The organism is Salinisphaera japonica YTM-1 (assembly GCF_003788585.1).
Taxonomy (GTDB): Bacteria; Pseudomonadota; Gammaproteobacteria; order Nevskiales; family Salinisphaeraceae; genus Salinisphaera; species Salinisphaera japonica.
Map to the genome: position 1 here is coordinate 76,767 of NZ_AYKG01000002.1, position 10,898 is coordinate 87,664.

Here is a 10,898-nt window from a genome sequence, read left to right on the forward strand (position 1 = left end):
ATCGCCCGCCCATGACCGATATCCGATATATCGCCCATCTGACCGATCCGCATCTATTGGCCGACCCCGCCGCGCGTCTGCACGGGTGGGCGGTTGCGGATGCCTTCGAGCAGGTCTGGGCCGATATGCGCGCCTGCCTGCCGGCCCCGGATGCGCTCGTGCTGGGCGGGGATCTGGTCGATGATCTATCGCCGGCCGGTTATCGCTGGCTGGCCGACCGGCTGGCCGTGCTGGATTGCCCCGTGCTGGCCGTGGCCGGCAACCACGATGATCCACAGGCCATGCGCCAGCACTTGCGCGGCGCGCAGGTCCACGGCGCGCTGGATCTTGGCCCCTGGCATCTGATCGGGCTGAACACCCAGGTGCCGGGTGCCGAGCACGGCCAGCTGCGCGCGCACGATCGGCGACGCCTCGATACGGTACTGGCGGATCCGATGCGCCAGTGCCTGGTCGTGATGCATCATCCGCCGATCGCCGTGGGCACGGCCTGGATTGATGCCATCGGCCTTGTGGATCAAACAATCTTTGCCGATCAAATGGCCGGCGGGGCAAGCTGTCGCGGTGTTCTGGCCGGGCATGTGCATCAAGCGTTCACCGGCGCGCTTGGCGATTGCCCGATCTGGACGACACCATCGACCATGCGCCAGTTCTTGCCCGGGGCGACGACGTTTGCCGAAGACGAGGCAGCCGCGCCGGGGTGGCGCTGGCTGGCATTACATGACGACGGGCGCATCGAAACCGGCATCCGCCGGCTGGGCGATCGGCCGCGCCGGATCGCGCTAAAAGCCTGACGGACAACGCGAAAGCCTCTTGATTCACATCTGTTGTGGATAACTCTGTGGGCAAGCGGTGGTTGACAGCGTTTTCGCGGCGTCATTCCAAGCGATTGCACAAAGCGGTGAATTTGTAACCAACCCGACACACCATCGGTAAATCAATAACTTAAAGACACGCCGCCGCGTGGCCGGTCAAACGATCCCAAAATTTTTTATCGCCGTACTTTCGTCGAAAAGCCGCTGTGCATAAGAAAAATCCGCTCGGCGGCGCAGGAACGCCGTAATGGCAGGCCATTGGGCGGCACACGGCGGCGAAACGATCCACGATAATCGGTAGACTTGAGGCCATGCAGATACCCAACACGCTTATCATCGCCGGGCATGATCCAAGCGGCGGCGCCGGCATTCAGGCCGATATCGAGGCCGTGGCGGCCGCCGGCGGACATGCGGCCACGCTGGTGACCGCCCTGACCTGTCAGGACACCCACAACGTCTATGATGTTCGCATCACCGACGCGGCGTTTTTCGAGCAATGCCTGTCGCGCCTGGAAGCCGACATGACGTTTGCCGCGCTCAAGACCGGCGTACTGGCCAGCACCGACCAGGTCGAGGCTGTCGCCGGCTTCTGTGAGCGATATCCGGACCTACCCGTGGTCATCGACCCGGTACTGGTCGCCAGCGGCGGCGGTCGCCTGGCCGAGGATGCCGTGGGCAAGCGCCTGCGCGACCGGCTGATCGACAAGGCCACACTGCTTACCCCGAACGCCCACGAAGCGCGTGCGCTGTGCGATGGCCAGGATGATCTGGATCGATGTGGCCGCCAGCTCGCCGAGCGCGCCGGGCACGTGCTGATCACCGGCGGCGATACCGACGACCCACGGGTGATCAATCGTCTGTTCACGGCCGAGGGCGAGATCGCGCGCTATGAATGGCCACGTCTGAACGGCGTGTTTCATGGCTCGGGCTGTACGCTGGCGGCCAGCATCGCCGCCCGGCTGGCGGCCGGCATGCCGCTGGAGGCCGCCCTGTCCACGGCCCAGGCCGACGTTCACGAGATGCTCGCCAACGCATTTTCGGCGGGTAGCGGCCAGGCGATACCCAACCGGCTGTCCCGCCAATGACCCTGGCGCGCGGCATCTACGGCGTCTATGACCGCGGCGGGCTGGCCGATGATGCCCTGGCCCACGTGGCCCGTGTTCTGGCCGAAGGCCTGGTCTGCCTGCAATATCGCGATAAACGCACCGACGCGCCCGATCACGAGCTGATCGCCGATCTCCAGGCGTTATGCCGGGCCCATGACACCCGCTTCATCATCAACGACGATTGGCGTCTGGCCGCCGAGGTCGGTGCCGACGGCGCTCATCTGGGCCAGAGTGATGGCGATATCGCCCAGGCCCGTGCGGCACTGGGGCCGGCTGCAAGCCTGGGGGTAAGTTGTCAGGATCGGCTCGATCGCGCCCAGCGCGCACTCGCCGCCGGGGCCGATCACGTCAGCTTCGGCCGGTTTTTCGTCTCCACGACCAAGCCCGATGCCCCGCCGGCGGATCCGGCGGTCCTGACCCGGGCCCGGTCTTTGGGCGTGCCGATCGTTGCCATCGGCGGTATCAACGCCGAAAACGCCGCCAGCCTGATCGCAGCCGGCGCGGATCTGGTGGCGGTCTCCTCGGCGCTGTTTGCACACGCCGACGGGCCGGCCACCGCGCGCCGGCTGCGCGCGCTGTTTGCTCGCGGTTAGTTCGCGTTGACGGCTTTCGGCCGCGTCGGCCCGGCGCGGCTGGGTGACGTGTGGCTCGGTTCGACGCCGGACTCGTACGAAACGTCAACAGCGCCTAAAATCACGCTATCGCAAGTCATCCGGAGTCTTCCATGAGCCAGACCCACGCACGCCCCGGCCCGAAGTCGAACGAGTGGTTCGAACGCGCCCAGAAATTCACCCCGGGCGGGGTCAACTCACCTGCCCGTGCCTTCAACGGTGTGGGCGGCGGCGCGCCGGCGTTCATCGATCATGCCAAGGGGGCCTGGATCACCGATGTGGACGGCAACGACTATGTCGACTACGTGGGCTCTTTCGGGCCCATGATTCTGGGCCACGCCGATCCGCGGGTGGTCGAGGCGGTCCAGACACAGGCGGCCAAGGGGCTGTCGTTCGGCGCGCCCACGGGCCTGGAAGTCCAGCTGGCCGAGCTGATCACCGAGATGGTGGCCTCGATCGAATCGGTGCGCATGGTCAATTCCGGCACCGAAGCCGCGATGACCGCGGTGCGTCTGTCGCGCGGCTATACCGGGCGCAAGAAGATCCTCAAGTTCGCGGGCAACTATCACGGCCACGTGGATGCGCTGCTGGTCAACGCCGGCTCGGGCGCGCTCACGCTCGGTATCCCAGGCTCGCCGGGCGTGCCCGAATCGGTGGTGGCCGATACGTTGGTGGCCACCTATAACGATCTGGATTCGGCCCGCCAGGCTTTCGAGCAGCACGGCGACGATATCGCCTGTGTCATGGTCGAGCCGGTGGCCGGCAACATGAACTGTGTACCGCCGGTCGACGGATTTCTGGAGGGTCTGCGCACGCTGTGCACCGATTACGGCGCTCTGCTGGTCTTCGATGAGGTGATGACCGGCTTCCGCGTGCATCCCGGCTGTGCCCAAGCTTATTTCGGGGTCACGCCGGACGTCACGGCTCTGGGCAAGATCGTGGGCGGCGGCATGCCGGTGGGTGCTGTCGGCGGGCCGGCCGAGGTGATGAAGACCCTGGCCCCGACCGGCCCGGTCTATCAGGCCGGCACGCTATCGGGCCATCCGCTGGGCATGGCCGCCGGTATCGCCACCCTCGAGCAGATCCGCGGCGGTGCGGTGCATCAGGCGATCGAGCCCCAGCTCGACAAACTGCTGGCCGGGCTCAATGAGCGCGCGCAAAAACACGGCGTGCCGTTTCTGACCCAGTCTGCGGGCGCCATGTTCGGCATGTTCTTCACCGAAGCCAAGACGATCACGCGCTTCGACGAAGTCGCGGCCTGTGATCTGGATGCGTTCTCGCGTTTCTTCCACGGGCTGCTGGATAACGGCGTGTATCTCGCCCCGGCGGCCTTCGAGGCGGCCTTCATTTCGCGTGCGCACGACGACGCCGCGATTCAAGCCACGCTGGAGGCCGCCGACAAGGCGTTTGCCGCCGTGGCCGCCGGCTGATCGCCGGTCGTTGGCGCAATAAACACGACGCGCGCAAGGGCGTGTCGTCATAGGATATGCCGTCGCATTGCCCGCGCCGGGCGTGTCAGGCAAGGCGCGGGCCGCCGAGCGTGGCCCGCCACGGTCAAGGCCCGTCAGCGGCATGGCGCGTCCGGCGCGAGCACCCCGAATGGGCCGGTGGCCAAGCCCCGGCAATCCTGCGTTATCGTCCGTTTACGTGGAATAACCACGCTGCACTCGCGATGCCTTATCTTGCCGCGGCTTGGCCGCCGGTGCGCCGGTTTATCTTATGACGACACGCCCTAAATGAGCCACGGCCTGATGGCCGATTTTCTGGCCTGGGTGGCCGCCCACCCGGTCACCGCTATCTCGGTGGTCTTTGCCGTGGCGCTGGCCGAGTCGTTGTTTCTGATCGGCCTGCTGGTGCCGGGGGCGATCTTCATGTTCGCCTTCGGCGCGCTGGCCGGCGCGCACTCGCTATCGGCACCGGCCGTATTTGCAGCGGGTATCCTCGGCACGTTGTTGGGGGACGCTGCCAGTTATGCCCTGGGCCGGCGTTACCAGGGCCGCCTGGGCGCCCTGCCCGGGCTGTCGCGCGTGCCCGGGGGCGTGGCCCGCGGCGAGGCGTTTTTCGCGCGTCACGGCGGCAAGGGCATTATCCTGGGCCGGCTGATCGGCGCCCTGCGCCCGGTCATGCCCACGATTGCCGGGGCCGCGGGGCTCTCGGCGTGGCGCTTTGTCGTCATGGACATGATCGCCACACTGCTGTGGGCCGCACTTTATATCGCCCCCGGCCTGTTCTTTGGTGCCTCGATGGATATCGCGGCCCAGCTGGCCACGCGGCTGCTGATCGTCGTACTCGTGGCTGCTTTTCTGGTCTGGGCGATCACGTCGGCGGCACGGTTTCTCATCGTCAGCGGCCGGGCGATCGGGCGGCGCTACGCCGATCGCCTCATGGCCTGGAGTGCCGCCCACCGCCGCCTGGGCCTGCTTGGCCCGGCGCTGGCCGACCCGCGCCAGCCCGAGCTGCCGGCGCTTGGCGTGGCGGCCGGCCTCGTCGGCCTGGCCAGCGGGCTGGGTTACGGGCTGGTCTGGTACGGCCGGGCCGGCACGGCCGAGGGGCCGTATCCGGCGCGCCTGGATGCCCTGATCTATTGGCTTCTGCACGATCTACAAAACGCACCGGTTGATACCGCCGCTCGCGTGCTGGCCCAGCTGGGCGCGCCGATCATCTATCTGCCCTTTGCTCTGGGCGTGGCGGGGCTTTTGCTGTGGCGCGGCAACTGGCGGGCCGGGGCCCACTGGATCGCGGCGATCAGTTTGTCGGCGGTCGTCACACTGGTGCTGGTCAACGCGCTCGACGTGCCTCGCCCCGCGGTCTTTTATGACGGCCTGGCCAAGGACGGGCTCTGGCGTACCGGCGGCGGGCCCGAGTTGTTTCTGGCGGCGGCGGTCTATGGCCTGACAGGCGCCATGGCCGCGATACGTGCCAGCGAAGGACGGCGCGCGTGGCTGTATTCGGCCACTATCGCGCTCGTCGTGCTCATCGCGTTGTCACGGCTGTATCTGGGCCTGGCCTGGGCAAGTGATCTGCTCATCACGCTGGTCGCCGCGTTTGTCTGGCTCAACCTGTTGCTGCTGGGTTATCGGCGCCAGCGCCCGCGGCCGGTGGCCCCGGCGCCACTGACGGCGCTCTTTCTGGCAGGTCTGGGGCTCGCTGCCCTGCTGGCGCCGAGCTCGGCCAGCCCGCTATCAGGGCTAGGCCGAATGTTGCCCGATGCGGCCGCCCCAGCCGTGCTGGCCGACTGGGCCGGCCACGGTTATGCGCGTCTGCCGGCCCGTATCGATACGCTTCAGGGCCGGCCCGGCCCGCCGATCAATGTACAGGTCCAGGCCGGTCGATCCGCGCTCGTGGCCGGCATGGTGCGCGCCGGCTGGCAGGTGGCCCCGCCGTTGAGCGTCACACGCGCGCTGCATATGCTGATTCCGGAAACGCCTGTGGCAGCGCTTGCGGTCTGGCCCACGCTGCACGACGGTCATGTTCCGGCGGTGGTGTTCGTGCACGACAGTCAGGCGCCGGGCCAGCGTTGGGTGCTGCGTTTCTGGGCCAGCGGCTACATCAGCGCGGATCAACGGCTACCGATCTGGCTGGGCACGATCGATCGTCAGTCACGCCATGAGGATCTGCGCCTGATGGTCACCGCCCGTGACCAGGCCGGCTATGATCGCGCCGGGCTGTACTTGGCGACACAGCTTGCCGCCCAGGGCATCGCCATCCACTGGCCGGATGCCTCTGGCCGCGGGCCCCTGCTGTTTACCCTGGACGGCCCGGCCGAGCCTGGCACGAACGCCGACGCGCCGATGCTAAAGTAACGCCCCCGCGAACCGCGGCACCCGATCCATCTTCTTCTTAGAGCCTGTCGTTGCATCATGGCCAAGCCGGAAAAACGAAAGACCACCAAACTCAAGCAGCCGGGTTTTCTCACACGGATGCGGGCCAGCCTGAACAAGGGCGATTCATGGCTGACCTATGACCTGCGCAACCTGCTGCCAGGCGAGACCGTCGATCAGGACGCCCTGGATGAACTGGAAACCCAGCTGCTGCTCTCCGACGTGGGCGTGGATGCCACGGCCCAGGTCATGGGCCGGCTACAGACACTCTACGACGGGGGCCGTCTGCGCACCTCGAAAGATCTGGGCAAATCCCTGCGCGAGCATCTGGGCAATATCCTGGCACCCTGCGAAGAGCCGCTGGAGATCCCGGACGATACGCGCCCCTACGTCATCCTGATGGTCGGTGTGAACGGCGTGGGCAAGACCACCACCATCGGCAAGCTGGCCAAGAAACTCCAGGACGCCAAGCTATCGGTGATGCTGGCCGCGGGGGATACCTTTCGCGCGGCTGCCGTCGAACAGCTTCAGGGCTGGGGCGATCGCAACAACGTGCCGGTGGTGTCCCAGGGCAGCGGCGCGGACTCGGCCTCGGTGGCCTATGACGCCTACTCGCGCGCCAAGGCCCGGGATATCGACGTGCTCATCGTGGACACGGCCGGGCGCCTGCACACCCAGAACCACTTGATGGACGAGCTGAAGAAGATCAAGCGCGTGCTGGGCAAGCAGGACGAGACCACACCACACGAGGTCATGCTCGTGGTCGATGCCACCACCGGCGGCAATGCCCTGCAACAGGCCGCGGCCTTCAACGAGGCGGTGGGTTTGACCGGCATCACCGTGACCAAACTCGACGGCAGTGCCTCGGGCGGCATCGTGTTCGCCATCTGCCAGAAACTGGGCATCCCACTGCGTTTCATCGGCGTGGGCGAAAAGACCGAGGATCTGGGTGTTTTCGAAGCCGAGCATTTTCTCGATGCCCTGTTCAAACGCTGATCACGCCAGCTTGTCACTGTCCAAGGACTGGGTGAGGATACGGTTCGTCGTGACCGATCTGTACCCATGACTGAAATCGTTGCCTTCGACAACGTCGTGAAACGCTATCCGGGCGGCAAGCTGGCCCTGGATCGGGTGTCGTTGTCTCTGGCGCGTGGCGAAATGGCGTTTCTGACCGGGCATTCGGGGGCGGGCAAATCCACGCTGATGAAGCTGATCGGCCTCATCGAGCGCCCCACCCGGGGCCGTGTAGTCATCAACGGCACCGATCTGGCCCGTGTTTCCAGACGTCAGGTACCACGCTATCGTCAGCGCGTGGGCCTAATCTTTCAGAACTATAATCTGTTGTTCGACCGCACGGTCTTCGACAACGTGGCGTTGCCGCTGGTCATCCGCGGCCAGGCCCATCGCGATATCACCCGCCGGGTACGGGCCGCGCTGGATACGGTGGGTCTGCTATCGCACGAAAAGAAGTTTCCCATCACCCTGTCTGGCGGTGAGCAGCAGCGCGTGGGCATCGCCCGGGCCGTGGTCAACCGGCCCCACCTGCTGCTGGCCGATGAGCCCACGGGCAATCTCGATCCCGAGCTGTCGGCCGATATCATGCGTCTGTTCACGCGGCTCAACGAGACCGGCACGAGCATCATGATCGCGACCCACGATATCGATCTGGTCGAGGCCATGCGCTATCGCCGCATCGTGCTCGATCACGGCCATCTGGAACAGGCCTAGCCATGCCCACCGCGTCCGGACAGCGAGACATGCGTACGCGACTGGCCGACAGCGCCGCGGCCGACTCGGCCAAGGGTTGGGCCGCGGCCCATGCGCGCTGTCTGCTGGAAAGCCTGGGCCGATTATCGCGGCGCTGGATCGCCAGTGCCCTGACGATTCTGGTCATCGGTATCGCGCTTGCCCTGCCCAGCGGGCTGTTCGTGGTGGTCAAGAATATGGACCGGCTGGCCGGCCAGTGGCATCAGTCGGTTCAGATTTCGGTCTATCTGGATAACGACCTGGCCCCCGAGGCCGGCCAGCAGCTGGCCGACGATCTGCGCGACGATAAACGCGTGGACAAGACCCAGTTCGTATCCGCCGAACAAGGCCTGGACGAGTTCAAGAAAGCCAGCGGCTTTGGCGCCGCCCTCGATGCGCTGGGTAACAATCCCCTGCCCGGCGTGATTCAGGTCACGCCGCGCGCCAACCTGGCGCCGGCGGCCGTGGGTGAACTGGTGGCCGCGCTCGGCCAGCGCGACACTGTGGCCAAGGCCTCTCTCGACCAGGCCTGGCTGCGTCGACTGACCGCGATACTGGATCTGCTCTCGCGGGCCAGCTGGGTCATCGGCCTGCTGCTGTCGGCCGCGGTGGTGTTCATCGTGGGCAACACGATTCGCCTGGATATCGAGAACCGACGGCAGGAGATCGAGGTCATGAAGCTGCTGGGCGCCAGCGATGCGTTCATTCGTCGGCCGTTTCTCTACAGCGGGCTCTGGTACGGCCTGCTCGGCGCGTTCGTTGCCCTGTTGGTGCTGGGCGTCTGCCGACTGGCGCTCGGCGGCTCGCTGGCCACGCTGGTGTCGTCCTACGACGGCGCGCTGGCGATCCAGGGCCTGGGGGCCAGCGGCGTGCTGTGGCTGATCTTGGCGGGTCTGGGCCTGGGCTGGGTGGGCTGTGTGATCACCGTCAACCGCGAACTGGCCGCTATCGAACCCCGCTGAACCATGGCCGAACCATCGCCGGTATCGGTTGCTGCAATCGGAATCACGACTCGATTCAGGAACCCCGCGCGCGCGGTGGTGTCCATGCAGAACTGTTCAAGCTGATCGATATCGTTCGATTTGCTATAATGGCTTCAAATGCCAGCGGCCCAATGGAGGCTACGAATGGCCAATCAAATGACCGTTTCTTCGCGTCAGATGAACCTGCCGACCCTGTCCTCGGCTAGTATCGAATCCTATCTCCAGGCGGTGTCGAACATCCCGGTGCTCGACCAGGACGACGAGCAGACGCTTGCCCGTCGCCTGCGCGACGATGCCGATATCGAGGCTGCACAGAAGCTGATTCTGTCCAACCTGCGTTTCGTCGTGCACGTCGCCCGTGGTTATTCCGGCTACGGTCTGCCGCTGGCCGACCTGGTCCAGGAAGGCAATATCGGCCTGATGAAGGCCGTGAAGCGTTTCGACCCGGACGTTGGCGTGCGTCTGATTTCGTTCGCCGTACACTGGATTCGCGCCGAGATTCACGAATATATCCTGCGCAACTGGCGCATCGTGAAAGTCGCCACCACCAAGGCCCAGCGCAAGCTGTTCTTCAACCTGCGTAGCTCCAAGAAACGCCTGGGCTGGATGAACACCGGCGAAGTCGAGGCCGTGGCCACCGATCTGGGCGTCAAGCCGGAAACGGTGCTACAGATGGAGCGTCGTCTATCCGGCGGTGATCAGTCCTTCAATGCCCTGCCGACGGCCAACGAAGATAACGTCTACTCGCCGGAAGATTATCTGTCATCCGACGACGGTGATGATCCGGCCTCGGATATCGAGAACGACAACTGGCAGACCTATCAGCATGCCAATCTCGAACGGGCCATGATCGGCCTGGACGAGCGCAGCCGCGATATTCTCGAATCACGCTGGCTGCGAGAGGACGGCAAGATCGGCCTGCAAGAGCTCGGCAACAAGTACGGCGTCTCTGCCGAACGTATCCGCCAGCTCGAAGTGGCCGCAATCAAGAAACTGCGCGGCTCCATGGCCGCCTGATCCGCCGATCTTCGTAGCCTGGCCAAGCCGGCACCCTCGGGTGCCGGCTTTTTTGTGCTTATCGTTTGCGTATGACTACGGGCTTATTTTTGTCCGCCGATGGACACCGATGTAACGCAGATTGCTTGATGCGACCGAATCAGCCGCGAGTTATAGCTACAGATACAAAGTATCGGTGGCCACGGGACAAGGCGCTATGCCGCCTAAAAGAATCTTGTCCGCGAATGAACGCGAATACACGCGAATGAAAGACAAGACAGTCCGCAGATTGCACAGATGACACAGATTGGCTCACCGGGGCACCAGCGAACGAGTCATCGCCGCTCACCGACTGGCTTATCGCGAATAAGGCAGTAAAACGATACGCCAAACGCAAATAAGCAGACCTGTTTTATCCGCCGATGGACACCGATGTAACGCAGATGGCTCTGGCAATCCGCCGGGTGTTGCGTCGTAGCCGGTCATGGGGCGTCCATCAAGGCATGGCGAACAGGATGCAGACAATCCGCAAATTACGCAGATTGGTTGATGCGACTAATCGGCCGCGAGTTGTCGCGACACATACGATGTGTCGGTTGGCGCAAAACGAGGCGCCACGCTGCCTAGAAAAAATCCTGTCCGCGAATGAAAGACAAGACAGTCCGCAGATTGCACAGATGACGCAGATTGGCTCACGGCGCGTCAGCTAAGGCGTCATCGCAGCTCACCGACCGATTTATCTGAAGATTTTAATCGGTGAACTCTAGGGCCTGTTGCCGTTTCATGCGAGCGCCGCGTTGGAGACCGCAAATCGTGTCCTGCA

Annotated in this window: 9 protein-coding genes; all 9 read left to right on the top strand. The window is 64.7% G+C overall.

The features are described from left to right. The first annotated feature begins 11 nt into the window (after nucleotides 1-11). The 9 genes from SAJA_RS01605 (at nucleotide 12) to rpoH (ending at nucleotide 10,096) form a co-directional block, all read left to right on the top strand. Nucleotides 12-791 (top strand): metallophosphoesterase, encoded by a 780-nt coding sequence (locus SAJA_RS01605; RefSeq protein ID WP_123656915.1) that lies wholly within the window; start codon nucleotides 12-14, stop codon nucleotides 789-791. Between the two features lie 332 nt (nucleotides 792-1,123). Next, a complete protein-coding gene (gene thiD / locus SAJA_RS01610) occupies nucleotides 1,124-1,897 on the top strand; it encodes a bifunctional hydroxymethylpyrimidine kinase/phosphomethylpyrimidine kinase (RefSeq protein WP_123656916.1) in 774 nt (257 codons plus the stop codon). After that, on the top strand, nucleotides 1,894-2,511 hold the full coding sequence (thiE, locus tag SAJA_RS01615; protein ID WP_123656917.1) for a thiamine phosphate synthase: 618 nt from the start codon (nucleotides 1,894-1,896) through the stop codon (nucleotides 2,509-2,511). The genes thiD and thiE overlap by 4 nt, the downstream gene beginning before the upstream one ends. Nucleotides 2,512-2,642: 131 nt before the next feature. Next, complete coding sequence (gene hemL, locus SAJA_RS01620) at nucleotides 2,643-3,959, top strand: glutamate-1-semialdehyde 2,1-aminomutase (protein WP_123656918.1); 1,317 nt, start codon at nucleotides 2,643-2,645, stop codon at nucleotides 3,957-3,959. A 306-nt stretch (nucleotides 3,960-4,265) separates the two neighbouring features. After that, on the top strand, nucleotides 4,266-6,332 hold the full coding sequence (locus SAJA_RS01625; RefSeq protein ID WP_123656919.1) for a VTT domain-containing protein: 2,067 nt from the start codon (nucleotides 4,266-4,268) through the stop codon (nucleotides 6,330-6,332). A 57-nt stretch (nucleotides 6,333-6,389) separates the two neighbouring features. Beyond that, nucleotides 6,390-7,346 (top strand): signal recognition particle-docking protein FtsY, encoded by a 957-nt coding sequence (ftsY, locus tag SAJA_RS01630; protein ID WP_123656920.1) that lies wholly within the window; start codon nucleotides 6,390-6,392, stop codon nucleotides 7,344-7,346. Between the two features lie 66 nt (nucleotides 7,347-7,412). Then, nucleotides 7,413-8,078, top strand: coding sequence for a cell division ATP-binding protein FtsE (gene ftsE / locus SAJA_RS01635; protein ID WP_184999701.1), 666 nt, complete (start codon nucleotides 7,413-7,415; stop codon nucleotides 8,076-8,078). A 29-nt stretch (nucleotides 8,079-8,107) separates the two neighbouring features. Further along, on the top strand, nucleotides 8,108-9,058 hold the full coding sequence (gene ftsX, locus SAJA_RS01640; protein ID WP_221180082.1) for a permease-like cell division protein FtsX: 951 nt from the start codon (nucleotides 8,108-8,110) through the stop codon (nucleotides 9,056-9,058). Between the two features lie 177 nt (nucleotides 9,059-9,235). Further along, nucleotides 9,236-10,096: an RNA polymerase sigma factor RpoH gene (gene rpoH, locus SAJA_RS01645; protein ID WP_245963199.1), complete on the top strand. Its 861-nt coding sequence runs from the start codon at nucleotides 9,236-9,238 to the stop codon at nucleotides 10,094-10,096. Nucleotides 10,097-10,898: the final 802 nt, after the last annotated feature.

Bases quoted from the DNA above. Each gene is read 5' to 3' on its own strand.
- SAJA_RS01605 (WP_123656915.1), top strand. From the start codon at position 12: ATGACCGATATCCGATATATCGCCCATCTGACCGATCCGCATCTATTG.
- thiD (WP_123656916.1), top strand. From the start codon at position 1,124: ATGCAGATACCCAACACGCTTATCATCGCCGGGCATGATCCAAGCGGC.
- thiE (WP_123656917.1), top strand. From the start codon at position 1,894: ATGACCCTGGCGCGCGGCATCTACGGCGTCTATGACCGCGGCGGGCTG.
- hemL (WP_123656918.1), top strand. From the start codon at position 2,643: ATGAGCCAGACCCACGCACGCCCCGGCCCGAAGTCGAACGAGTGGTTC.
- SAJA_RS01625 (WP_123656919.1), top strand. From the start codon at position 4,266: ATGAGCCACGGCCTGATGGCCGATTTTCTGGCCTGGGTGGCCGCCCAC.
- ftsY (WP_123656920.1), top strand. From the start codon at position 6,390: ATGGCCAAGCCGGAAAAACGAAAGACCACCAAACTCAAGCAGCCGGGT.
- ftsE (WP_184999701.1), top strand. From the start codon at position 7,413: ATGACTGAAATCGTTGCCTTCGACAACGTCGTGAAACGCTATCCGGGC.
- ftsX (WP_221180082.1), top strand. From the start codon at position 8,108: ATGCGTACGCGACTGGCCGACAGCGCCGCGGCCGACTCGGCCAAGGGT.
- rpoH (WP_245963199.1), top strand. From the start codon at position 9,236: ATGACCGTTTCTTCGCGTCAGATGAACCTGCCGACCCTGTCCTCGGCT.